The 22,492-nt window shown below is 61.6% G+C and carries 20 protein-coding genes and 1 pseudogene; 7 read left to right on the forward strand and 14 right to left on the reverse strand.

Annotated features, from left to right (window positions below; genetic code table 11):
- Positions 1-51 precede the first annotated feature (51 nt).
- From HB376_RS27445 to HB376_RS27465, 5 genes are all read left to right on the forward strand, one after another.
- The gene (locus HB376_RS27445) at positions 52-819 is read left to right on the forward strand and encodes an SDR family oxidoreductase (RefSeq protein WP_213766870.1); all 768 of its coding nucleotides are present in this window, start codon (positions 52-54) and stop codon (positions 817-819) included.
- 193 nt (positions 820-1,012) lie between these two features.
- A complete protein-coding gene (locus HB376_RS27450) occupies positions 1,013-1,816 on the forward strand; it encodes a transporter substrate-binding domain-containing protein (protein ID WP_031357929.1) in 804 nt (267 codons plus the stop codon).
- A gap of 81 nt (positions 1,817-1,897) precedes the next feature.
- Positions 1,898-2,572 (forward strand): amino acid ABC transporter permease, encoded by a 675-nt coding sequence (locus tag HB376_RS27455; protein ID WP_213766871.1) that lies wholly within the window; start codon positions 1,898-1,900, stop codon positions 2,570-2,572.
- Positions 2,572-3,318: an amino acid ABC transporter permease gene (locus HB376_RS27460; protein ID WP_213766872.1), complete on the forward strand. Its 747-nt coding sequence runs from the start codon at positions 2,572-2,574 to the stop codon at positions 3,316-3,318. Before HB376_RS27455 ends, HB376_RS27460 begins: the two co-directional genes overlap by 1 nt.
- Positions 3,239-3,979, forward strand: a complete 741-nt coding sequence (locus HB376_RS27465) for an amino acid ABC transporter ATP-binding protein (RefSeq protein ID WP_213766873.1) — start codon at positions 3,239-3,241, stop codon at positions 3,977-3,979. Before HB376_RS27460 ends, HB376_RS27465 begins: the two co-directional genes overlap by 80 nt.
- A 10-nt stretch (positions 3,980-3,989) precedes the next feature.
- Here HB376_RS27465 and HB376_RS27470 read toward each other — a convergent pair whose 3' ends face one another.
- From HB376_RS27470 to HB376_RS27480, 3 genes are read right to left on the reverse strand one after another with little or no spacing between them, the layout of a single operon-like run.
- Complete coding sequence (locus tag HB376_RS27470; protein WP_213766874.1) at positions 3,990-5,126, reverse strand: FAD-dependent oxidoreductase; 1,137 nt, start codon at positions 5,124-5,126, stop codon at positions 3,990-3,992.
- A 31-nt stretch (positions 5,127-5,157) separates the two neighbouring features.
- Positions 5,158-6,333, reverse strand: coding sequence for an NADH:flavin oxidoreductase/NADH oxidase (locus HB376_RS27475; protein ID WP_255631596.1), 1,176 nt, complete (start codon positions 6,331-6,333; stop codon positions 5,158-5,160).
- Positions 6,296-7,237 (reverse strand): dihydrodipicolinate synthase family protein, encoded by a 942-nt coding sequence (locus HB376_RS27480; RefSeq protein WP_213766875.1) that lies wholly within the window; start codon positions 7,235-7,237, stop codon positions 6,296-6,298. Before HB376_RS27480 ends, HB376_RS27475 begins: the two co-directional genes overlap by 38 nt.
- A 427-nt stretch (positions 7,238-7,664) precedes the next feature.
- On the opposite strand from HB376_RS27480, the gene HB376_RS27485 reads away from it, so the two are divergent.
- Positions 7,665-8,795 (forward strand): porin, encoded by a 1,131-nt coding sequence (locus HB376_RS27485; RefSeq protein WP_213766876.1) that lies wholly within the window; start codon positions 7,665-7,667, stop codon positions 8,793-8,795.
- A gap of 77 nt (positions 8,796-8,872) precedes the next feature.
- Here HB376_RS27485 and HB376_RS27490 read toward each other — a convergent pair whose 3' ends face one another.
- The 11 genes and pseudogenes from HB376_RS27490 to HB376_RS27540 form a co-directional block, all read right to left on the reverse strand.
- Positions 8,873-10,063, reverse strand: a complete 1,191-nt coding sequence (locus HB376_RS27490; protein ID WP_213766877.1) for an FAD-binding oxidoreductase — start codon at positions 10,061-10,063, stop codon at positions 8,873-8,875.
- The gene (locus HB376_RS27495; protein ID WP_213766878.1) at positions 10,060-11,778 is read right to left on the reverse strand and encodes an FAD-dependent oxidoreductase; all 1,719 of its coding nucleotides are present in this window, start codon (positions 11,776-11,778) and stop codon (positions 10,060-10,062) included. The genes HB376_RS27490 and HB376_RS27495 overlap by 4 nt, the downstream gene beginning before the upstream one ends.
- A gap of 46 nt (positions 11,779-11,824) precedes the next feature.
- A complete protein-coding gene (locus tag HB376_RS27500; RefSeq protein ID WP_213766879.1) occupies positions 11,825-12,550 on the reverse strand; it encodes an SDR family NAD(P)-dependent oxidoreductase in 726 nt (241 codons plus the stop codon).
- A complete protein-coding gene (locus tag HB376_RS27505; RefSeq protein WP_213766880.1) occupies positions 12,550-13,332 on the reverse strand; it encodes an SDR family oxidoreductase in 783 nt (260 codons plus the stop codon). The genes HB376_RS27500 and HB376_RS27505 overlap by 1 nt, the downstream gene beginning before the upstream one ends.
- Before the next feature lie 62 nt (positions 13,333-13,394).
- Positions 13,395-14,810 carry a diaminopimelate decarboxylase gene (locus tag HB376_RS27510; protein WP_213766881.1) on the reverse strand — a complete coding sequence of 472 codons (1,416 nt, stop codon included), beginning with the start codon at positions 14,808-14,810 and terminating at the stop codon, positions 13,395-13,397.
- A 58-nt stretch (positions 14,811-14,868) separates the two neighbouring features.
- On the reverse strand, positions 14,869-15,774 hold the full coding sequence (locus HB376_RS27515) for a dihydrodipicolinate synthase family protein (RefSeq protein WP_213766882.1): 906 nt from the start codon (positions 15,772-15,774) through the stop codon (positions 14,869-14,871).
- A gap of 29 nt (positions 15,775-15,803) precedes the next feature.
- Positions 15,804-16,931, reverse strand: coding sequence for an ABC transporter ATP-binding protein (locus tag HB376_RS27520; protein ID WP_213766883.1), 1,128 nt, complete (start codon positions 16,929-16,931; stop codon positions 15,804-15,806).
- Positions 16,932-16,995: 64 nt separating this feature from the next.
- Positions 16,996-17,829: a carbohydrate ABC transporter permease gene (locus HB376_RS27525; protein WP_213766884.1), complete on the reverse strand. Its 834-nt coding sequence runs from the start codon at positions 17,827-17,829 to the stop codon at positions 16,996-16,998.
- Complete coding sequence (locus tag HB376_RS27530; protein ID WP_213766885.1) at positions 17,813-18,739, reverse strand: sugar ABC transporter permease; 927 nt, start codon at positions 18,737-18,739, stop codon at positions 17,813-17,815. The genes HB376_RS27525 and HB376_RS27530 overlap by 17 nt, the downstream gene beginning before the upstream one ends.
- Before the next feature lie 104 nt (positions 18,740-18,843).
- Complete coding sequence (locus HB376_RS27535; protein WP_213766886.1) at positions 18,844-20,211, reverse strand: extracellular solute-binding protein; 1,368 nt, start codon at positions 20,209-20,211, stop codon at positions 18,844-18,846.
- Between the two features lie 467 nt (positions 20,212-20,678).
- A pseudogene (locus HB376_RS27540) lies at positions 20,679-21,140 on the reverse strand (PAS domain-containing protein); the annotation flags it as partial.
- 460 nt (positions 21,141-21,600) lie between these two features.
- On the opposite strand from HB376_RS27540, the gene HB376_RS27545 reads away from it, so the two are divergent.
- Positions 21,601-22,491 carry a nitrilase family protein gene (locus HB376_RS27545; RefSeq protein WP_213766927.1) on the forward strand — a complete coding sequence of 297 codons (891 nt, stop codon included), beginning with the start codon at positions 21,601-21,603 and terminating at the stop codon, positions 22,489-22,491.
- Position 22,492 lies beyond the last annotated feature (1 nt).

A 22,492-nucleotide genomic window follows, 5' to 3' on the forward strand; every position in this document is an offset into this window, starting at 1 on the left:
AATCCCGGCATGCAGGCACGCCGGCCCTTCTCTTGCTAAAGGTCATCGCCGATGTTCAGTCTGGAAAACAAGACCGTGCTCGTCACGGGAGCGTCGAAAGGAATCGGCGCGGCAATCGCAACCGCGCTCGGCGCTGCCGGCGCACACGTCATAGCGCACTACGGCCATGATCGCGCGGGTGCTGAACAGGCCCTCGGCGACGTGCCGGCATCGCGCAAGCATTTCGTGCAAGCCGACCTGCGTGATCTCGCCGCGACTGAAGCCCTGTGGGATGACGCGCAAGCATGGCGAGGGCAGATTGACGTGTATGTCAACAATGCCGCGATCATGCTGTGGCACGGCGGTTTCGAAGCGGATGACGCCACCTGGGACGCCGTCTGGGAAGAGACCCTGGCGGTCAATGTGCTGGCGCCCGCGCGCCTGATCCGCCGGGCGGTCAGGCATTTCCTCGCCTGCCAGGGCGGCGTGCTCGTGACCATCTCCAGTTGGGCTGCGCAGCGCGGCGTGACCAACCCCGACACCATCGCGTACGCGGCGTCGAAGGCGGCCGTGCGCTCGATGACCCAAACCGTCGCGCGGGCACATGCACGCGATGGCCTGCTCGCTTACGTCGTCGCGCCGGGCGTGGTCCGCACGCAGATGTCAGAAGCGTTCGCGGCCACTCAAGGCGGCGAGGACAAGATCACCGCCACCCTCGCAATGGGCGAATGGGTTCCGCCCGAGGACATTGGCAACCTGGTCGCGTTCCTGGCCAGCGGCAAGGCACGCCACCTGAGCGGCGCCACGCTCGACGTCAACGGCGCAAGCTATGTGCGCTGAATAAAACGTCAAATTTGAGAACATAAGTGCGCCTTGCGCACATTTTCTTTGACAGCGTATTTTGATGCAGCGACAATTTTTTCATGCGTTGCCTAGGTGTTACCTGAGCCTGTCCTCTATCACCGATTCAGCTAACCCGGCAACCCGGCATCCGCCGCGCAGAGTTTCCCTTGCCCTTTCTGGAGAGTTCGCAATGTTTAGAGCAGTATTTCTCGTGCTGGCGGCGGTTGTCTCGACAATGACAGCCCAGGTATCCGAAGCCCGTACACTCGATCAGGTCATCAAGAGCGGGACGATTCGCATCGGCGTGAATCCGAACTTTCCGCCCATGAGTTCGTACAACGCGACGAATCAGCTTGCGGGTTTCGATATCGACATTGGCAACAAGATTGCCAGCACGCTCAACATCAAGGCCGAGTTCGTGCCGACCGAAGCCGCGCAGCGCGTGCCGTTCCTCGTGTCCGACCGCATCGATATCTCGCTCGGAGCGCTGACCCGGTCCGCCGAGCGCGCGCAACTGATCGACTTCACGGTGCCTCTGCATACCGAGTCGATGTCCGTGCTGACCACCGACAAGATCAAGGCTACGAAATGGACGGACCTGAATTCGCCGTCGGTCACGCTGGTGGACATGCGCGGCAACTGGTCGGTCGATTACGTGAAGGACAAGCTGCCGAAGGCCAAGATGCTGCTGGTCGAGTCCATTGCTGACACGGTGCGCGCAGTCGCGCAAGGACGCGGCGATGCGATTGTCGAGAACATCGACTTCTTCCAGAATTTCACCAAGAATTACCCGAACATCAAGTGGCGGACGCTGAACGACCCGATCTTCGTGAATTACGACAGCATTGGGGTATCGAAGGGTAATTCGACGCTGAAAGACTATCTGAACGTGGTGTTGTACGACCTGCACTCCACCGGTTTCGTCAACGATTCATGGCAAAAGGCCTACGGCACGCCGATGCAAAAACCGATCGTGCCCAACCCGTATTTCTGAGCCGTGGCCGTGCGCGCACGGCCATATCGTGCATGACAGCGCGTGCCCCGCCGGGCACGTCGTCGTTTGATCCGGATTGCCATGACTTACACCCTTCAATACGCCGACGTACTGCGCCAGTTGCCGTATCTCGCAACCGGCGCCGTGCTGACGCTCGAGATCGCCTTCGTCTCGTTCTGGCTCGGCAGCGCGATCGGACTCGCCGGGGCACTCGGCAAGCTGCACGGCGGCGCGCTGGTACGCCGCCTGGTGGGCCTGTATGTGGTTGTGCTGACCAATACGCCCGCGCTCGTGCAGATCTTCTTCCTGTTCTACGCGCTGCCCGACGCCGGCATCACCCTCTCTCCGATGACCGCCGTGCTGATCGGCCTCACCTTGAACTCGGGCGCGTATCTCACGGATATCCTGCGATCCGGCATCAATTCCGTGCGGATATCCGAACTGGAAACCGCCGAAACGCTCGGCATGTCGCGCCTGCAGATGGTGCGTTACGTGATCCTGCCGCACGTCGCCAAGACCATCTATGCGCCGCTCTGCAACTTCTTCGTCTGGCTCGTCCTCGGCAGTTCGATCGGTTCGATCTTCGGCGTCGAGGAACTCACGGGACGTGCGATCAACATCTCCAGCGCGAACATGCGCACTATCGAAACCTTCTCGGTCGTGGCTGCCATGTACGTGGCGCTGACCTTCGTTGCGTCGATCGCCCTTGCGCTGACCGGCCGCTATGCCTTTCGCGTTAAAGCGAGGATCTTCTGATGCTCGGCCAGATCATTGCGCAAATTCCCACCTTCTTCACGCGCTTCACATTCGAGTTCCTGCTGGAAGCCATGGGCCGCACACTGGCGATGACCGCGCTCGGCTGCGGCGTCGGCATTGTGCTCGGGGCCATCATTGCGGTGATCCGCGGGACCAAGGCACGCGCGCTTGCACCGTTGCGTTTCGTGCTCACGGTGCTGGTCGAAGTGTTCCGGCGCATTCCCTTTCTCGTGAACCTGTTCATCGTCATGTTCGCGCTGCAGGGCTTCGGCTCGGACATCTCGCTCTTCACGATTGCGACGGTATCCATTTGCATCGTGGCGACTGCGTTTCTCTCGGAGGTCATTCGCGCCGGGCTTGAATCCGTGCCGCGCCAGCAGGTAGAAGCGGCCGAGGTCATGAACTTCGGCTTCATGCGCACGTTGTTCCTGGTGTTGCTGCCGCAGTCATGGAAAGTGATCCTGCCGCCCGCCTTCGCGTTCATGGTGATGTTCATCAAGGACACGTCGCTGGCGTCGCAAATGGGTGTGGTAGAGCTGACGTTCACAGGCAAGGTCCTGATGAACCGGGGCTTCTCACCCTTTCTCGTGTATGGCGCCGTCCTCACCGCCTATTTCATTTTGTCCTACCCGCTAAGCCGTCTGGGTGCCTATCTGGAGAATCGCCTTGCCTCACCTCGCAGTCGAAAAACTCTCAAGCGCGTACGCTCAGCAACAGGTTCTCCGCGACATCACACTCTCGGTTGAACGGGGCGAAGTCATCAGCCTGATCGGGCCGTCGGGCTCGGGCAAAAGCACCCTGCTGCGCACGTTGGTCGGGCTGATGCCGCCGACCGGCGGCCGAGTCGTGCTCGACGACGAACCGCTCGACTATTCATCGCGTAAAAGCGTGCGGGCCGCGCGCGACAAGATGGCGATCGTGTTCCAGCAGTACAACCTGTTCCAAAACATGGACGTGCTGCGCAACGTCACCATCTCGCCGCTCAAGATCAAGAAGCGGCCGCGCGAGCAGGTTGAAGCTGAAGCGAAGGAGTTGCTTCGGCGTGTGGGCCTTGCTGAAAAACACGCGAGCTATCCCGATGAATTATCTGGCGGACAGCAACAGCGTGTTGCCATTGCACGAGCGCTCGCGCTCAAGCCGGAGCTTCTGCTGCTCGATGAAATCACCGCCGCGCTCGATCCTGAACTCGTGAACGAAGTGCTCGACACGGTGCGCACGCTGGCAGGCGAAGGCATCACGATGTTGCTCGTGTCACACGAAATGTCGTTCGTGCGGGAAGTCTCCACGCGCGTGGTGATGATGGATAAGGGGCAGGTAGTGGAGATCGGTACGCCGGCCAAGATCTTCGGCAATGCCAGCGAAGCCCGCACGCGTGACTTCGTCGGGAAGATACTGCGGCATCACTAAGCAAAAACGATCAGGCGCTCGCCAGCAGGAACGGCGAGAGGTCCACATCGAAAGGGGCGGGCTTGCCCTGCACAAGGCTTGCAACGATCTGCGCCACCGCGGGGCCGGCGGTGAAGCCCATCCACGGAAAAAAGTTGATGAAGAAACCCGGCATGCCCGGCACTTCACCCAGGATCGGCTTCCAGTCGTCCGTGCCGTTCACCACGGCCGCCCAGGTCCGGATCACGCGCAGCGCGCCGAGCGCCGGCACCGCGGCCAATGCCACGGCCATGTTGCGTTCGAGGGAGTTGGGATCCGTGGTCGGATAACCGCGGCTGTGCCAGCGCGCAGGCCAGCCGCCGCCGATCAGGATCGAGCCCGCCTGGTTTTGCTTGAGCGTGAGTTTGTCGCCGGCGGAATAGACCAGGTGCGGAATCAACGGCCCGACGCGCTCAGTTACCGCGACCTGGATCGCGAACCCCTGCACGTCGATCACGATACCCAGCAACGCGGCGATCTTGCCCGCATCGGCGCCGGCCGCATTCACCACGCGCCGGGCCCGCAAAACCTCGGTTCCGGCCGTTACCTCGAAGCCATCGCGTATTGACGCGATTCGAGTCACTTCGGCATGGCGCACGAATCTCGCCCCTATCGCACGCGCGGCCCGTGCATACGCTAGCGTTGCGGCAAGCGGACTAGCCTTGCCTTCGTCCGGGCAGAATGCACCGCCCACGATTGCGTCCGAGAGATAGGGCGCCAGCGATCTTACGTCTGCGCGATCGAGCAGTTGGATATCCAGGCCTTGCGAGCGCTCCACCTCCGCCTTGGCGGCAATCGACACCATCTGCGAGGCGTCGGTTGCAACCAGCAGGCCGCCCTTCAGGGACACTTCGAGATCGGCGCCGAGCGTTGCCGGCAAATCGCGCCATACATCGATGGAATGACGCAGCAAGCCGATGGTCGGTGCGAACGTCCGGGCCCACTGCGGGCCACGATTGACGAAAGGATCATGGGGGATCTGCGCGTGCAGACTGCCGGCGTTCGAGCCTGATGCCTGCGTGTTGAGCTCGCTGCGTTCGAGCACGGTCACGGCCACGCCATCGCGGGCGAGATAATAGGCGGTCGCGCAGCCGGCGAGACCGCCGCCGATCACAATCACATCGTTCATCGGGTCAGCCAGGCGGGATGTTAAAACGAAGTTACGTGGAGGTGGCATTCGGAGCTTGCATGTTACGCCGCGCGAGGAAGAAGGCGAAGTTCTCGGGCAGCAAGGCGTGCGGCGCCGGGTGACCCAGCGAGCGCGCCGCGCGATACACGAAGTTCGGATCGGCCAGCAGTTCCCGCGCGATGGCGACGAGATCAGCAGAGCCTTCGCTGACGATCGCGTCCGCCTGACCCGGCTCCGTGATTAGTCCCACCGCCATGGTCGGGATGCCCGCTTCACGACGAATCCGCTCTGCGTAGGGCACCTGATGCCCGGGCGCTTCCGCGCGCATGGACCTCGCAACCGGGCCACGGATACCGCCCGACGAACAGTCGACCAGATCGATGCCAATGTCCTTCAGCCGGCGCGCCAGTTCGATAGTCTCGTCCAGCGTCACGCCGCCCGCGCTTTCGTCCACGCATGACGCTCGATACCACACCGGCATGGTGTCCGGCACGGCTCGCCTGACCGCTTGCGCGGCGTCGAGTGCGAAGCGCGCGCGGTTCTCGAGAGTGCCGCCGTACCGGTCGGTCCTGCTATTTGATATCGGCGATAAAAACTCGTGCAGCAGATAGCCATGCGCACCGTGCACTTCGACAAAATCCAGACCCGCGCTAACGGCGCGTCGGGCACTTGCCGCAAACGACCCGATGATACGCGCGACTCCTGCCTCGTCGAGCGCGGCAGGAATCGGCCAGTCCTGCGCATGGGCAATCGCCGAAGGCGCGACCGTTTGCCAACCACGCGCAGGCGATGCACTCGCGAGCGGTCCCGCCCCGTCCCACGGACTGGCCGAACTGCCCTTGCGCCCGGCATGCCCGATCTGCACGCCGACCGGGATGCCCTGCCCGTGATAAAGCCCCGCCAGTTGCCGGAAGCCTTCGATCTGGCTGTCATCCCACAGCCCGAGACAACCTTCGCTGATGCGGCCGTCCCGCTCCACGGCGGTGGCCTCGATCACCGCACCGCCCACGCCGCCGAGCGCAAAGCGCGCGTGATGCGCGAGATGCCACGCGTTCACTGCGCCTTCGACCGCACGGTACTGGCACATCGGCGAAACGACAATGCGGTTGGAGAAGGTAATGCCCCGCGAACTGAACGGCGTGAACAAGCGGATCTCATGCATCGCCGGCTCAGGCTTTTTGCGCAGCGCATCGCGCGACATAGGCATTGAGGTCGTCGATGATCGAGACAATCTTCGCGCGCCGTTCGATACCCTCGCCGCCCAGCGCCGTGAACTTTGTCAGCGGTGGCCGTACGTCGCCGACCGGATAACCTTGCGATGCCGCCAGCGCCTTCGAATAGCACTGGTGCCCGTAGGTTGGATGGCCTTCCGCGATGATCCGGTCGAAGCTGGCAATCATCTTCTGGATAGTCTTGGCTTCCTCCAGCTCGCCCTCGACCAAGGCGTTCCAGAGCCGCGTGGAAGCCTCCGGGATGTAGTTCGCGTACGGGTTCACGTAGCCGACCGCGCCGAGCAGGAAACTCTCCACGGGCCGCTCGCCCGCAAACACGTTCATCACGCCCTCGGTCGCCTCGATCACGTCGTAGACGCGGCCGACATCCATGCTCGCTTCCTTGATGTAGCGGACGTTATCAAGTGCCCGCGTCAGGCGCGCCACCAGTTTCGCCGACATGTCGACGTTGGTCGTCACGGGGTTGTTGTAAAGCATGATCGGCAGCGACGTCGCCTCGGAGATCGCCCGGTAATACTCGAAGATCTCGTCGTCGGTGGGGGTGTAGTAATACGGCGGCGCGATCATGAAGCCGTCTACGCCCAGCGCTTCCGCTTCGCGGGTATAACGCACCGCGTTCGGCGTCGACGCGTTCATGGTGCCGACCAGCACGTCCATCCGCCCGGCCACGTGCTTGACCGTAGCTTCTACATATTGAATGCGCTCCTCGTCGCTGATGGTCAAGAACTCGCCGGTCGTACCCAGGATGATCACGCCGGGAGAGCCCGCTTCTATTTGCCAGTCGAGGAAATGCCTGAGTGCGCCTTCATCGATCGACTTGCCGTCGGCGGTAAAGGGCGTCACGGTCACACCATAGCTGCCACGAAAAACTTTACTCACGTATTTCTCCGTTAAATCATTGAACGCTTGAGCGCCACGCGCACATATTTTTCACATGAGATCAAAGCGGGTCTTTTTATCTCCAACCGCGTCCCTGATCGCCTCACGCCCTATTCTCGCCTTGAATTGGTAAGAATTGGCGCATCTATCTCATGGCTTTATGCCAATTTCGCGAAAATTTCACAAAATTCCAATATTGAATTTTGTTCACATGGCGTCTGAATGTTAGCATGGCGCACGTTTTGTCACAAAGCGTCTACGTCAAAAAGTTGTTCCGATGTAGTGCGCTGTGGCGACCGCGAGACGTGAAAACCACGTGGTCAGGCGGCACGATTCAGGAAAATCTTCGCAACCTTCGCAACGGCTGCGAAGAAACTGATTCGTACTGCAAACTTTCAGAAGCATCAATTCAGGGGAGTTGAGTGGCATGAGAACTATCAGGCGGATCGCAGCGCTTGTGGGCGTTGCAGCAACGGGTTTGGCTCACGCACAGAGCAGCGTCACGTTGTATGGCGTGATCGACGTGGGTCCCACGTACGTCAGCAATGAAGGCGGCGCGCATAACATCAAGATGGACGACTCGATTGCCTCGGGGGACCGTTGGGGCCTGAAGGGAACGGAGGATCTCGGCGGCGGGCTCAAGGCGATCTTCACCCTTGAAAATGGCTTCGATGCGTTGAACGGCCAATTTCGTCAAGGAGGTCGCGAATTCGGCCGGCAGTCATGGGTAGGCCTGCAGAACGAGTATGCGGCCATCACTATCGGCCGCCAGTACGACTTGATCTACGACTACACCGCCAACTATGCAATGAGTGCGTGGGCCAGCGGTTATGCCACGCATCAGGGCGATCTGGACCGCATGGGCTGGGAGCGCCTGGACAATGTCGTCAAGATCAAGAGCGCCGATTTCCACGGGCTTCAGGGTGGCGCGATGTATTCGTTCGGCAATGTGGCTGGCAGCCTTCACCAGCAAAGCGCATGGTCCGCGGGCGGGCAGTACAACCACGGCGCCTTCTCGGCCGGTGCGGTCTATTTGCGCATGAACAACCCGTATGGGTCGAACGCGATCGATCCCTACGCCTCCATGGGCGTCTCCAGTTTCCTGGGCCAGACCACGGCGACACGTAACCCTCAAACCGGGCAGGTCACCGACCTGTTCGCGAGCACGCCCCTGCAGATCGACAGTCAGAGCGTGCTGACGCTTGGCGCAAGCTACGTCATGTCGAACGTCACCTACGGGGTGGCGTACTCGGATGTCTGGTTCAAGGGCTTTGGCCGCACGTCGGCCCTGCGCACCTACGATACCGGCGCGTCGTGGCAGATCACGCCGTCCTTCAATGCGGCAGCGGGTTACTTCTACTCGACCTTCGAAGGACATCACTACAACGAAGCCAGCCTCGGGTTTGACTACGCGTTCACGAAGCGCACCGACGTCTACCTGCAAAGCTCTTACCTGCGGGCGTCGTCCGGTGTGGATGCAGTCCAGGGCTTCCTGTTCACACCGTCAACCACCAGCACGCAGACCAGCGTGCGGATTGGCCTGCGTCACCGCTTCTGATGAATGAGCGCCGCACGACCTCCGGGTCGTGCGGTGGCGCGTTGATTTCAACGCCGATTTTCTGGTATCGCCCGCGCTCACTGCGCGGTGAGCACCCGCAGTTCTTCCGCCTGAAACCGCATGGGCGAATACGGTCGCATGTCTATGCCGGGGTCACGGCCGGTCATCAAGTCTGCTACCAGGCGCGCGGTCAGCGGCCCGAGCGTATAGCCGGCATCACCGGGAATGGCGGCATGCAATCCGGGGATTCCAGGCATCTCTCCCAGCACGCCGCGCCCATCGACTTTCGAATTCAAGCCGGCCCATGTCCGGATGATGTGCAGCGACGCGAGCGCCGGCACCATGAACTGCGCCAGCGATACATTACCGATCATGCTCGCGGGATCGACAACAGGATAATCAGCGCCTGCCGCGAGCTTCGCCGGCCATCCGCCGCCAATCACGACCTGCCCCGTCGATAGCTGCTTGAGTGTGATGGACCGCTCGGCATGCTGCACGAGATGCAGGATCAGCGGTGGCGCCGCCTCCGTGATATTCATGTGCAGCGGCTCGGGATCCACCGGCAGGAAGGTCCCTGCGCTGTCCATCAGCGCGCGCGCGCCGGGGCCGGCCGCGACTGCAACTTGGCCAGCATCGAGCGTGCCGAGCGACGTGGTCAGCGCGAAGCCCGAATCGGCAGGACGCAGTTGACCAACCTTGCATTGATCGACAATGGTCACGCCCATGCGTACGGCCCACGCCCTGATCTGCGCGTTGCACTTGAGGGGATTCAGCTTGCCTTCATTCGCGCACAACTCAGCGCCGAACGCAGCGGGTCCAAGATACGGTGCAATGCGCTCCAGGTCGGCGCGCTCGAGAAGTTCGACGGAAAGACCCAGTTCCCGTTCACGGCGGCTTTTAGCCACGAGAAAATCGAACTGTTCGGGCGTCTCGGCGACCATCAATCCGCCCGACACCTTCATTTCGAAATCCGCGTTAATGGCGCGTTCGAATTCGCGCCAGTACTCGACCGCTTTCGGATAGAGCGGCAACTGCTGTTCAAAACTGGCCACGCGCTCCGGAAAGAGCCGCATGAAACGGCTCTGCATCTGCACGTGAAGACTGCCCGCGTTTGCTGTCGAAGCCGCAGAGCCGCCGGCATCGAGGAGCATGACGTCCCGTCCCTGCTGCGCCAGAAAACCCGCCAGGCACAATCCAACAATTCCCGCCCCGATTATCGCGACGTCGGTCTGCCGACGCGGTAGCGTACCCCTCGTGGGACCGCTCATGAATCGCTGCCGTGGCCGGCCAGCTCCGCGATCGATACCGGCTTGACCGGGACGCGCGGGGCGAAGCCGGACATCTCGTCGCGCGAACGGCCGAAGCGTTCGCAGACGATCTCGTCGAGAACAGGCGCGCAGTAGCGCCCCTGGCAGCGTCCCATGCCGATCCGCGTACGCCGCTTGATCGCGCCGACCGTGCTCAGGCCCTCATCGAGCGCTGCATCCAGCTCGCCGAACGTGACTTCCTCGCATCGGCAGATAACGGTGTCGCCGCAGCGTTCCTTCGGCGCATTCAGCGGACTTGCATAGACAGCCCAGAGCGCTTGCTGGAAGCGGCGCTGTTTAGCCAGTTCGGCGGCCGCGCGATCGCGCTCGCCGGTCAGTGATCCGCCAAGCGTATGGCCCAGCGACGCGGCAACAGCCGCGCCCACGACCGACCCTTCCGCGAGCGCCGCTTTCGCTCCGCCCAGCCCTGTGCAATCGCCCAGCGCGTAGACGCCCGCGACGCTGGTCAGGCCGGTGTCATCGCGGCGTGTCGCAAGCTGCCGCCGATGGGTATCGAAGTCATGTGTGCAACCTAGCGCACGCAGCAGTTCGTTGGCCGGCTCAAAGCCGTAGCCGAGGCACACGACATCGACGTCAATACGCTTCGCATGCTTCTCCCCCGACACATGTGCAAGGGTGACCGAAAGCCCGGATCCGTTTTTCTCTATGGCCTCGATCACGGTGTCATTGATGATGCGCACGCCATTGCGCTTTGTCATCCGGCTATAGCCGATACCCTCGGCAACGAGCCCGGGAGCGGCGAGACTCATCGTGACGAGCGAGCCTAATGCAGCCAGCCCGGGACGCGGCGCCGCTTCGACCACAGCCGCGACGTTGGCGCCGCCGCTCAACAGTTCGGCCGCAAGCTGCAAGTTGAGTGGTCCATTGCCCGCGATCAGGACTCGCTTGGCCGGCAAGCGCCGGGACGTGCGCCACAGCGTTTGCGCGGCGCCCGTCGTCATCACCCCAGGCAGTGTCCAGCCCGGCACCTGCCAGCCGCGCTCATACGCGCCTGTCGCGACTATGCACGCCGCGGGCCGGAAGCGGATCGACCGTCCGCGTACCGTCGCGATGAATTCCTTCGGCTCGAATGCGCCCCAGACCAACGCGTCGTGGATGATCTCCACGCCCGCCTTGCGCGCGGCTTCGATCAGCGCGGCACCTCGGCGATGCTGCGCATCAGGAGGCGCGACCCCTTGCTCCGGGACCGACACCCCCAACTGCTTGTAGTACTGGCCGCCGGCCTGACTGCGTTCGTCGAGCACGGTGACCTTCGCGCCGGCCCGCTGCGCAAAGAGCGCGGCGGACAATCCACCCGGCCCCGCGCCGATCACGAGCAACTCCGGTTCGCGCACTTCAGGTTCGGGCGCGGCAACGTAACTGCCTGAACCTGAACCCGACGCCGTCACCGGCGGCAATGGACGCGCATGCGCGCCGCGTTGGACGGTGATCGGCTTCTCGATCTTCGTCATGCATGCACGTCGATTCGCCACGCCGTCTATTTCGACGAGGCAGTCCTGGCAGACACCCATCCCGCAGAACACGCCGCGCGGCTGACCCGAGACGGTAGTTCGGAATTGCTGCACACCATGCGCAATGAGCGTTGCCGCCAGTGTTTCACCGGGCCTGGCGTGCAGCGTCTCGCCGTCGAACTGAATAGGAATGGTGTGGGTCATGGTCGATCAGTGCGTGCATCAGGAAGCGTAAAACAAACGGTCCGCCTCAAAGCGACGGCTCCAGCCGGGTGTTCAAGACAAGTTCGGCCACGGTCGCATTGTTCGGTAGCGACAGCAAGAAAGCGATCGTATCAGCGACAGTTTCCGGACGCAGCCGATCAGCGACCGGACTCGCGCTGGCAAAGTGCGCGATCAGTTCCGTGTCCACCGCGCCCGGACACAGCGCGGTCGCGCGCACGCCACTCTCCCAGCCGTCGAAGCGCGCCGCGTGCGTGAGCGCCATCACGGCATGCTTCGTCATGGAGTAACCGATGGAATCCGTCGGCCGATACCGCTTGCCGTCAGTCGAGGCCACGTTGATCACCCGGCCGCGGCCGCCCATTCTCAATGCGGGCATCGCGGCGCGAATCGTACGGAACGGCCCCTTCACGTTGACCTCCCACATCTGGTCGAGCGCGCTTTCATCGCCTTGTTCAAGCAGTATTTCGAGCAGGATACCGGCGTTGTTGATCAACGCGTCAATGCGCCCGAAGCGCGCCAGTGTCGCCGCGACCCACGCGGCTGGCGACGCGGCGTCGAACGCGTCGTAGTGCCCGATCAGCACGCGCGCCGTATCTGCCGCGAGCACCGGATCGATCCTCGCGGGATCGCGCACGCCGAGCGACAGCGTGTAGCCGTCGTCGTAGAGACGCTTCGCGATCGCAGCACCGATGCCCCTGGAAGCACCCGACAACATCACCACACCACGCTCTTCCCCGTTAGCGTAAATCATCAGAAAAGCCCTTGATAGACACCGCCGTCATTGACGATGTTCTGCGCTGTCATGAAGCCGTTCTGGGCGCTGCACAGGAACGCGATCAGGTCGCCGCATTCGGACGGGTCCGCGAAACGTCCTGCCGGGCAGTGGCTCAAACGGTCCGCGACGATAGCTTCATAGGTTGTATTGCCGCGTGCCGCATGGCCGTGCAGGTTCGTGATCAGCGCGTCGGTTTCGAAGAGCCCGGGGCACACGCTGTTGATCACCACGTTGTGCGGAATCAGTTCGCGCGCCATGGCGGCAATCGCGCCGGCGAGCGCGAGCCGCGCTGCATGACTTGGCCCGAAACCGACTTGCGGGAACTTGATGAAGCTCACCGACATGTTGACGATACGGCCAAAACCGCGCTCGCACATGCCGGGTACAACGGCACGAATGAGTTCGAGCGACGAAAAGAAATGCGCTTCCATCCAGCCGTCCCACGCCTCACGCGTGATCGTCCGGAAGTTATCCGGGACTTGGCGAATGCCGGGATTGGCAACCAGGATGTCCACGATGCCCGCCTGTTCGAGCACCTCGGCGCGTCCCGCGGCAGTGCCCAGATCAGCGCTGACGGTCGTTACTTTCACGCCAGTTTCGGCCGCGAGCTGGCGCGCAGCGGCTTGAAGTGTTTCCTGTGAGCGCGCGACCAGGGTCAGGTCCACGCCCTCCCGCGCGAGCGCACGCGCCGCCGCCAGTCCCAGGCCTTTGCTGCCGCCGCACACCACCGCGCGGCGGCCTCTAATACCTAAATCCATGATGTCTCCGCAGGCCGGCATACCGCATGCCGGCCCGATTATGGTTAGTCCAGCACTAGCCTTCAGCCCGCTTTCGAAAACGATGCAGCAAGCAATCGCGGCGGCACCTTGAAGCGGCCGGCAACGTCGCGCCATTGCTCGCGCACCGTGGTGATCTCGGCGGTGTCGCCCGCGACCAGCACCGTCGCCGGCAGCAATTGCGCGTTGTAGCGCGCAGCGCCTGATTCCGTGTACCCGCCTGCGTCCAGGAACGCGACGAAATCGCCGCGTACAAGCGATGGCATCATGCGGTCTGCGCCGACCTCATCGGAGTTGCACAGCGGTCCGACGAGATCCACGTGGTCGGTTGCATCACGCGCCGTCTCTTTCACCGCTACTGCGTGGTAGTACCAGTTCAGAGCCGACGCCCACGAAAGATGATTCGTCGACAAGTCGAGATTCACCCATTTCTTCGACGCCCCTTGCTTGATCGCGCCCACCCGCCCGATGGCGACACCCGACGGCCCCGATATCGCGCGGCCCGGTTCGATCCGCAGCTTCGGCAGCGGCAGCTTCAACCGCTCCGCCTCCTCGCGGATCGCCGCCGCGCAAAGACGACCGTAGATCTCGGGCGTGGGTGCGGCGTTGTCGTCGATCTGCGAACGCGGTCCGGTGCCGTACCATTTCCCGAAGGTCCAGCCGCCGCCAATATCGATACACGGCGGCGTCCAGCCCGTTTCATCGCGAAGGAATCCTGACCAGGTGATCATCTCGCGAGCCATGATCGCGAAGTTCTCGGGATCGTTCGACATCCGGCTCAGGTGGAAATGCGTTTCCTTCAATTCGATGTTCGGCATCTGCTGTGCGCGCTTCACGATCTCGACCGTCTGTTCGCGTGTCATGCCCCACTTGGTGGAATCGCTTTGTTCCTTGAGCGTGCCGGGTCCGTGCATGGCAACGCCAGTGCGTCCCGCCAGCGGCAGCAGGTCGAGCTTCAGCCGGATGCCTATGCTGACCTTCTTGCCGAGCCGGTTTGAAATAGCGTCGATGCGATCAAGTTCGTCCATCGCGTCGATATTCACGCAGATGCCATTGGCGATCGCCATCTCAAGTTCTTCATCCTGCTTGTTCGAACCGTTCAGCACGAGCTTCTGCGGGTCGGTTCCCGCCAGCAACGCGATATACATCTCGTTCACGCCGAAGCAGTCGCCGCCCGCACCTTCCTGATTGAGAATGTGACGAATGGCAAGACCGTTGTTCGACTTGTTGGCAAACAGGATTTCCACTTGCGGATAGTGGGCGAGAAAGCCGTCGCGAAACGCACGATACCGGTCGCGTAGTTCGTTTTCCGAAATGATATACAGCGGTGCGCCATGCGTCTGTGCAAGCGCCTGCACGTCGCAACCGTCGACCCATAGATTGCCGTTCGCCCCTATGCCGATGTACTTGCCGTATTGCACGGAAAAACCGCAGGGGTTTGCAGCCGTTCGTTCTGCCATTGCCTTCTCCTTGCTGAAGTCTGGTGTCTGAGTTCGCCGGGTTTGGTTGAGGCCCGCTTTACAGCAGACCTTCGGCTTGCAAGCCGGCTGCGAGCGCGTCGCACTGTGCAGCGCCGAGCGCGCGCAGCGGCGCGCGCGGCTTGCCGCCGCCGGGAATGCCGAGCAGGTCCATGGCGGCCTTGGTCGATGGATAAAGCGTGCGGCCATCGCTGGTGAACAGGTCGGTCAGGCGGCGTCCCGTGGCCTGGAGGCGCGCGGCGCGCAGGGTGTCGCCATCGCGAGCGGCTTCGAAGAGCATTTGGCCGCCCTCGTTCCACACGTTCGGGAAGCAATCGATCACGCCATCCGCGCCCAGTTGTACAGCCGGGACGCCAAACACCGAGGACGGCCCGCAAAACACACGCAAGCTTTCGTGCACGGCGAGAAAGGTGCCGTAGAAGTTGTTCCAGTCGCCCGAACTTTCCTTGACGGCCACCACGTGCTCAAGCTGGCCCAGACGCGCAACCAGTTTTGGCGTCAGGTAGTTCACCGCGTTGCCGGGAATGTTGTAGAGCATGACCGGCAGGCCGATGCGCGCAGTGACATCGGCGTAATGCGCGTGGATTTCATCGTCGGTCAGTTTGACGAAGTAAGGCGGCAGGATCAGCGCGCCATCGCACCCCGCCTTTTCCGCCTGCAATGTCAGCGCGACCGTCTCTTCCACTCCGATCATTCCCGTCCCGGCGATCAACGTGCCGCGCGTGCCGATCACCGCTTTCGAGCTCGCGAAAAGCCGGGCGCGTTCGTCGGGGCTCATCGCCCAGAATTCGCCGGTGCATCCGCCTACCACGACGCCCGTCGCACCCAGGGCAAGATGGCGTTCAATCACATCGCCCAGCTCGCGTTCGTCGATCTTGCCGTTGTCGTCAAATGGCGTCGTGATGGCCGGCATGGCTCCGGACCAGTTCACACTATCTCTGTTCATTCAAAATCCCGTCGTCGTTAAAAGTTTGTTCAGGCTGCGTCGCGCGTGCGCTTGATCGACGTGACGTTCGTATCGTCACGGTTCTGGCGCAGGCCGCTCTTGCGCGAGAACACGTGCACGCGCGCAAGCGTCACGTCGAACGGCACGTCCTGGCCAGCGCGGAGTTCGGCGGCAAGCGGCACGTCGCTCGCAATGCGCGTACAGAGGGTCGCGCCGCCGCAATCCATCAGCACGATGGATTCGTGTCCGGTCGGCTCGACTACCTTGATGCGGCCGGTGTGGGTTCCGCGGCCAAGCACGATGTCCTCGGGCCGCAAGCCGATCACCACCTCGCGGTCCGCGTCCGTTTGAAGCGCTGAATGCGGCAAGCGCAGCGACAGCCCGCCCGCCCGCGCCGCGAAACCGTTGTCGTCGCGCTGCAGGTCGCCGTTGATCAGCGACATCGCCGGCGTGCCGATGAACCCCGCCACGAACTGGTTCGCCGGGCGGTAGTAGATCTCGTCGGGCGTGCCGAACTGCTGCAGCACGCCACCGCTCATCACGGCGATGCGCGTGGACATAGTCATCGCCTCTAGCTGGTCGTGCGTGACGTAGACCGTCGTCGTACCAATGCGTTGATGCAACTCGATCAGCTCTGCGCGCATGTGGGCACGCAGCTTGGCGTCGAGATTGGACAGCGGCTCGTCTAGCAGGAACACCTTGGGTTTGCGGATCAGCGCACGTCCGAGCGCAACGCGTTGCTGCTGCCCGCCTGAAAGTTGTTTCGGCTTTCTCGCAAGCAACGGTTCGAGTTGCAGCAACTGCGCGATATGGGTCAGCATCGCAGGCCATTCGTGTTTCGGGATGCCGCGCTTCTTCAGCGGGTAGACAATGTTCTCCGCTACCGTCAAATGCGGATAAAGCGCGTACGACTGGAACACCATTGCTATATCGCGCTTGGCCGGCGGCAGTTCATGCACTTCCTTCCCGCCTATATGAATCGCGCCGCTCGTTGGTTGTTCGAGGCCGGCGAGCATGCGCAGCGTGGTCGTTTTCCCGCAGCCCGACGGCCCCAGCAGGCAGACGAACTCGCCATCACGAATGTCGAGGTCGAGCGACGGAATGGATACCGTGTCGCCGAAGACCTTGCGTACGTTTTTGAAACTTACTGCTGCCATGGATCTGCTCCGGAATACTTGATCTTGATGTCGCTCATAAGGTCGCGCATGGGGCCGTGAACGCTCACCCCTTCACGCCGCCCGCGCCGAAGCCGCTTGTCAGGTAGCGCTGGAGGAAAGCGAAGAAGAACAGCAGCGGAACGCTCATCATCACGGAGGCCGCCATGAGCAGCGACCACTCGATGTTGAACGACGACACAAGCATGTTCATGACTCCAGTGGTGAGCGGACGGGTTTCGTCTGTGTTAACCATGACAAGCGCGTACAGGTACTCGTTCCACGCAAGAATGAAGGTGAACAGCGCGGTCGAAATGATGCCGGGCAGCGCCTGCGGCAGGATCACGTCCATGAACGCGCCAAGCCGACTCGCCCCGTCCACCAGGGCGGCGGCTTCAAGATCTTCCGGAATGCCCGCCATGAAAGAGCGCAACAGCCACAGCGCGTAAGGCAAGGCGAATGTGGTGTACGAGATGACGAGGCTCGTCAGCGTGTTCTCCAGCCCGAGCTTCACCATCATCAGGTAGAGGGGGATGATCAGTACAACCGATGGCATCAGGTAGGTGCAGAGCACCGCGATGGCAATCGTCTCGCGCCCGCGGTACTTGAAGCGCGCAAGGCTGTAGCCACCCAGCGTCGCGACGACCATCACTACCACAGTCGTCGCCATCGACAGCACCACGGAGTTCCAGAAATAGCTGAGAAACGGCGTGTCTTCCAGCAGCCGCTCGTAGTGCTCGAACGTCACGTGCTCAGGCAACAACCTGATCGGGAAGACAAACAATTCGCTTTGCGGCTTGATCGACGTGAGCAACATCCAGATCAGCGGGAACACCATCAGGATCACGATCACCCAGGTGACGATCGACGCGGGCAGGTTGGTTTTATCGGCTCGCATCATGGTTCCTCGTGCGTTGCGAGCGGTAGAGATAAGCGGCCATCAGTACGCCCATCACCACCATCATGCCGACCGCCGATGTGGACGCGGCACCCATCTGGTTAAGCCCGAACGCCTGTTGATAGACAAGCAGCGGCACCGAGCGCGTCTGATTGACCGGACCTCCGCCCGTCATCAGGTACAGCAGGTCAAACTCCTTGAAGTCCCAGATGATACGCAACAGGATTACTACGCCGAGGACCTCCTTGAGTTGCGGCAGCGTGACATCGAAGAAACGGCCGAACGGTCCGGCGCCATCCATGCGGGCGGCCTCGTAAAGCGATAAAGGGATGGTCTGCAAGCGCGCCAACACAGCGATCACCACGAACGGAAAGTACTTCCATGTGCCGACCAGCACGATGCTGATCATCGCGTTCGGCATCTGCCCAAGCCAGTTGACCGGTGCGTCGACCATGTGTAACTCCAGCAGCACCTGGTTCAGCAAACCGTAAAGGTCATTAAAGAGCCAACGCCAGACCAGTACTGCCACCACGGTAGAGACGAAGTATGGAAACAGCACGAGGCTGCGCGCCGCCGACCGGAACATGATCTTTTCATTCAGCAGCAGCGCCATGCCCACGCCGCAGAGAATCTGCAGGATGAGCGTCGACGTCGTCCATACAATGGTCACCCACAGGGAGAACCAGAAGGTGGACGAGCCCAGCATGTCGCGATAATTGGCGAGACCCACGAAGGTGGATCGCTGTGTCGGCGTGTACACCGAGTTGAGTGAGAGCCACAGCGCGTAAAGCAGCGGATACACAATCGTGGCGAGCAGCAGCAGCACCGCCGGAGCAATCAGCAAGATGCCGAGCCGGCTGTAGGTCGACTCAAGGGATCGGATGCCCATCCCGGGCAATGAGGCTGTAGCCATGCGTTTTTTCCGTAACGTGTCCGTCCATGACTGCGCAAGCCACGGACGGTGAATGGCGGGGGAGCGCAACGAACGCCACCTGCCGGTTGCAGGCAGCATTGCGTTCAGGCTTTCATCAGCGATTCAAGCTTCTTCGCCGTTGCGCCGATCACGGGCTTGGGCGGCTCGTTGTTCAGCACGACCCGCTGCACCATCTCAGCCAGCACATTGCTCGCGACAATCTCGTTAGCGCGCCGATTGGGTTTGTGCGCCGGCGATTCGTAGCCGAGGTTGTGACCCGATGCGGCCGCAGCCGACATGAGTTCCACTTCCTTAGGATATTTTTTGATGATGGCGTTGCTGTTGTAGCGCGGGTCCGAGGCAATCGTCTTCAGCACCGGCAGCAGGTGCGCAGGCGCGCCGAGCAACTCGGAAATGTAGCCGGCCGGATCGAACAGGTATTCCGCGAACAATTTGGATGACGAAATATTTTTGGCCTTCTTAGGGATAAAGACGCAGGGAAAGTCATTGTAGGTCCAGGCCGGCACCGACTTCGAGATCGTCGGGTAGGTCGCGCATGTCACCGAATCGGCAATGCCCGGGTTCTGCGTCGCAATATTGTCGAGCACGCGGCCGCCATAGATACCGGTCGCGGTAGAACCGGAGACAAAGGCGGTCAAGCTCTCACCCCAGCTGTAGCCTGTGGCGCCGGGCGGACAGAATTCGCGCATCGACTTATAGAAGTCGAGTGCGTCGAGCGTGGCCTGGCTGTCGATAGCCACCTGCAAATCCGGCGTGAATACCTGGCCGCCGGCTCGGTGGATAAAACCGAGCATGATCAGCGACGTCATGCTGTTCAGGCCATACGGTAGCGGTGCGCCGTAGATCCGCCCGCCCTGCATCTTTTTGCAGGCGGTGCGTAATTCGTCCCATGTTTCCGGCACCTTGTCGACGCCGGCCTTTTGCATCAGGTCGCGTCGAATCCACATGACATCCGCCGCGGTATTCGCCAGGCCCGTGGCGCACAGCTTTCCGTCGGCGGTCTTGAAGACATCGTTCGCATTCGGATAGTACTTGTCGAGGCCCACGGCTACGGCGACGTCGTCAACGGGTTCGACCAGGCCATCGGCGAAATAGGTCTGAGCCGCATACGACGGCAGGTGCGTGATGATGTCCGGCACCTGATTCGCCGCGAACGCCGCGGCCAGTTGCGCGGGATAGCCCTCGTCGGACGTGGCTTCGAACACGACCTTGATGCCCGGATGCGCCGCCATGAAACCGGCGATCTGCGCCTTATAAGCCTTGAGCTGGTCCGGCGCAGCTTGCGTCGACCACCAGCGCAACGTGATGAGCTCCGCCCCGAAGGCGCTGCGGCCGAATGGCAAGGCCGCCACCGTCGCCGACACGCCGGCCGATGCGGCCAATTTGAGCAGGCGTCGCCGCTTCGCCGAATGACCTACCGACTCTCCCTCGCGATCCTCGTTAAACGTCATGCCACACTACTCCCGTTAATTGTGTGCGCCAGTCGCACCGATGTTCGTATTTATACCTCACAATAAATTGAGAAACAATGATATTCGATTGAAGAAAGAGGATCGTGCGGAGACATTTGCGATACCAATCAATTTGTGTACGCGTCGCGCACATAAATATTGGTTATTTTTGCGATCAGCTAGGAGGCGAAAAACCATGCGAACCCAGCTCAAATGCGCAGCACTGTCCAACTGTCGGGTGCACATCCATTGAGGCGCCAGGAGATACGGTGACTAAGTGGGCTGGTTCACGAACCGGCAATTGCACTGGAACGCTACTTGACGGTTGGAACTCACAGCAGGCTTCTCCCGACGAACGGCATCTTTAGGAGATCGGCACGCACGTTGCGGATGATCCCGAATATTTGCCGGCTCGGTGCGCAAGCTGTACAAGGACGGGCGGTGGATCTCACGATCATTCACGGCGGCTCGAGCTGGTGGATATCGACCAGCGTATTCCACAGGCCGGCAGCAACGACCGTCTCCACGTTGATCGTCTCGCCCAGCGCACGAGCCAGCATGCTGTCGATCCCGCGAACCATCGCCGCCAGGTTCACCACGACAGGGCGTAACGCCTGTCGCCGACCGAACGCCAGCAGTTGTGAGGCGAGCTTCGCGCCGCGCTCGACAGCATCGATTGCGTGGGCGAGTCGCACGCCACTCCAGGCATCCCGGCGATGCCGGTTCTCCAGTAATTCGAGATTTCCCCTCAGCACCTGCAGTACGTTGTTGAAGTCGTGGGCAACACCATTGTGGCGATCGTCATCGGTATAGAGAACGGAAAAATGCTGGCCGATGATTTCTTCGGGTCGATATCCTTCGATCCTGGCGCCGCCTGGATTCCAACTGGTGACTTTGCCTTCGGGCGTGATCAGGAAAATCGAGTAGTCCGCTGTCGAAGCAACCCATTGCCGAGTCCAGTGAACCCCAAAACGATCACGCGGCCATTCCAAACCAGAATCGCGATTGGCCGAATTGGACCGATGCCGAAGCTATCGCGGTCGATTCGTTGCCGCCCCGCGACCCTTAGCAATGGACGCCATCCACTAGCGTCGAACAATCAGAAGGCCATGGTGTCGATCCGCTCCCGACGTCGTCGAGCATCGGTTGAGAAAGTGCGCCGACGCCGCAAATGGCAAAGACGGAGTTATTAATTAAGGAAGGTCTGAACAACTCATTTTTGCGCTTGACATCCTGAATTTGGCTTCATAAATTCGCTTCCATTGAACCGCCATATTTTCTGGTGGCTCCACGGCAACGATGCCGTGCTACATATGGAAGGCTATGCAGCCCCCGAACTTGCGTCCAACGCTGGTTCGGGGGCTTTTTGCATTTGGAGAAGAAATGGAGATGTTGCAGCACAACCCTACAGAACGTGGCCTCGAAAGCCCGGTCGTCGCATGCATTCAGATGGAGCCGCATGTCGGAGCGAAGCGCGAGAACGTGGCGCGGTCGGTCCATTACATTGAAGAAGCCGCGAAAAGCGGCGCATCCCTGGTGGTCTTGCCTGAGCTGACCAACACCGGCTATGTCTTTGCCAGCCGTGAGGAAGCGTTCGCGCTGGCAGAGGATCTCCCGGGTGGCGAAACAGCACAGGCCTGGGCAGACGCGGCGAAGCGCCTGGGCGTTCATGTCGTTGCTGGCATAGCCGAGCGCGACGGCAAGCGGCTTTATAACTCGGCCATTTTCATCAGTCCGTCAGGGCTCATCGGCGTCTACCGCAAGCTCCATCTCTGGGATCGCGAGCACCTTTTCTTCGAGCCCGGCAACCGGGGCGTCCCAGTTTTCGATACATCTTTTGGACGAGTCTCAATCGCGATCTGCTACGACGGATGGTTTCCCGAGGTGTATCGACTGGCCGCCACGCAAGGCGCGGACGTCGTCTGCGTACCGACGAACTGGGTGCCCATGCCAGGGCAGCCTGCCGATCGGCCCGCGATGGCCGCAACCCTCACGATGGCCGCCGCGCATAGCAACGGCCTGATGATCGTCTGTGCAAACCGGATGGGGACCGAGCGCGGTCAACCATTCATCGGCCAGAGCCTGATCGTGAGTGGCGATGGATGGCCTCTGGCCGGACCGGCCAGTTGCGACCAGGAAGAAATCCTGTACGCCGCGATTGATCTGCAACGCATCCGCTCCGCGCGCACGCTCAACACATTCAACCACGTGCTGCGCGATCGGCGCACTGACGTGTACGACCCGATGCTGGGCACCGGCTGGCCTTCCTCACGCGCGTGAG

Source organism: Caballeronia sp. dw_19, from assembly GCF_018449515.1.
GTDB lineage: Bacteria > Pseudomonadota > Gammaproteobacteria > Burkholderiales > Burkholderiaceae > Caballeronia.